The 2107-nt window shown below is 44.0% G+C and carries 1 protein-coding gene; it reads right to left on the reverse strand.

Going from position 1 to position 2107, the window contains the following annotated elements; genetic code table 11:
• Positions 1-649: 649 nt before the first annotated feature.
• The coding region (locus tag MWU56_RS16420; protein ID WP_247046497.1) for a BspA family leucine-rich repeat surface protein at positions 650-2107 on the reverse strand (1458 nt) is incomplete at its 5' end.

Raw genomic sequence — 2107 nt, forward strand, 5'->3', positions numbered from 1 at the left:
ACATTTCAAAAAAAATTATGTGGACGATCTTATCCCTGCGCTGTTTAAGTTGATGGATGCTGCTTTTAAATTGACGGGGGATATTTAGATGCTAGATGCTAGATGTGAGATGTTAGACTACTGGTTAATGGTTAATGGTCAATGGTTGGTGGTTGGAAGTACGAAGTCAGATGTACGAAGTTAAACTACTGAGTACTGCCAACTGAGTACTGCCTACTGCTCGTTGGTTAATGGTTAATGGTTGGTGGTTGGAAGTACGAAGTCAGATGTACGAAGTTAAACTACTGAGTACTGCCAACTGAGTACTGCCTACTGCTCGTTGGTTAATGGTCAATGGTCAATGGTTGGAAGTACGAAATCAGATGTGAGATTTGAGATGTGAGATGTGGGAAGTGGGAAGTGGGAAAATGGAAAGTTGGATGATTCGATTATTGGAACATTTGATGAATGCTTGCTGCATACTGATTACTGCTTACTGGTTAATGGTTAATGGTTAATGGTTAATGGTTAATGGTTAATGGAAATTGTTTATTGTTAATTGTTTATTGCTAATTGTTTATTGCTAATTGTTTATTGTTAATTGCATCAATACAAAAAAAGCCCCCCGTTTGCACGGAAGGCTCCATAGTGATATTAAAAGACCCTTGAGTTAATTGCACATTTCTTCTTCATTGAAAGTAATAGTCCAGAAATTAGGATCTACAACAAGGGTTAGATAGGCCTGAAGTAGAATGTCTTCTGAATCTGTGCAGTAATTTATGTCTTCAGCATCAAAAACCACACCGGATTGTACATCCATACCAGCCCAGCCGATTATAATGTTGGATAAATTGGGCGCCGACATCCCTGAACCTGTTAACATATCCTCCATAGTTGTCACGTTTGAGATATTCCATGTCCCAAGATCTTGATCAAAGGAAGAGGCATAATTAAACATACTAGACATATCGGTAACATTCCCCGTATCCCATCCACCGATGTCACCATTAAAAGAAGTGGAAAAAGCAAACATATTTGACATATCGGTAACATTCCCCGTATCCCATCCGCTGATGTCACCATTAAAGGATTCGGCAAAATAGAACGTCGCATAGAAATCGGATACCTGGGAGAGATCCGGTATATCCGTGGCATGGTATTCCATGTTCATACACATAGCAAAGCTTTGTCGAAAACTTTTCCATGCGATAGTACCCCACTGTTCAATACTACTTAACTTCTTATTATTAAACAATGAAATTGCCGGAAAACCTCCCTGTATGGCCACCGTATAGGTACCCGCTGTTTCGTAGATATGGGAAAAACCACTCAAATTGTTCTCGGTAACCGTTTCTATGGTACCGTCGCCCCAGTCCACGGTGAAATCGAAATCATAATCATCGTTTGTGCCTATATTCAGTTCAAAATTGTTCTCGGGCACCTCCCATGTGGTGATAAAGGATGCCGGGTCCTCGAACATACTTTCAATGACATTTACCACTGTGATCGTTATCGTTGCATCCACGGCTTCGGTGCCATCGGTCACTGTTACGGTCAGCACATGTTCTTCTGCGGTCTCAAAGTCCAGCTCCTTTCCATCGGCGAGGCTCAGTTCCCCTTCGGCACTTACCTCGAACAGGTCCTTGTCGTTGGTGGTAAGGGTGTACTCCAATGTATCCCCATCCCCATCGGTGGCAGTTACCGTGCCGATTGGATCGGTATCGGATATGTCCTCCGATGCTTCAAAGGCGTAGTTCTCTTCTCCAAACACGGGGACCTCGTTTATATCGCCCACGTTTATGGTGATTGTGGCGGAGGCATCTTCCTCTCCGTCGCTCACCTTTACGGTAATTGTATGGGAAACTGCATTGCTAAAATCAAGGCTCTTCCCTGTGGCCAAACTCAAAACCCCTTCTTTGGTAATGCTGAACAGGTCACTGTCGTTGGTGGTGATGCTGAATGTAAGTACATCTTCGTCGGCGTCGGCAGCCGCTACCTTGCCTATGGTTTCGGCGTCGGTGATGGTTTCATCCACTTGAAAGACCTGATCTGCCATCGTAGGTGCCTCGTTGCTCGCAACGCTTGGCCCATCGTCCTTGCCACAGGACCATAACAGGGCCAGGGCCAT

This window comes from Allomuricauda sp. F6463D (genome assembly GCF_023015965.1).
Taxonomy (GTDB): Bacteria; Bacteroidota; Bacteroidia; order Flavobacteriales; family Flavobacteriaceae; genus Flagellimonas.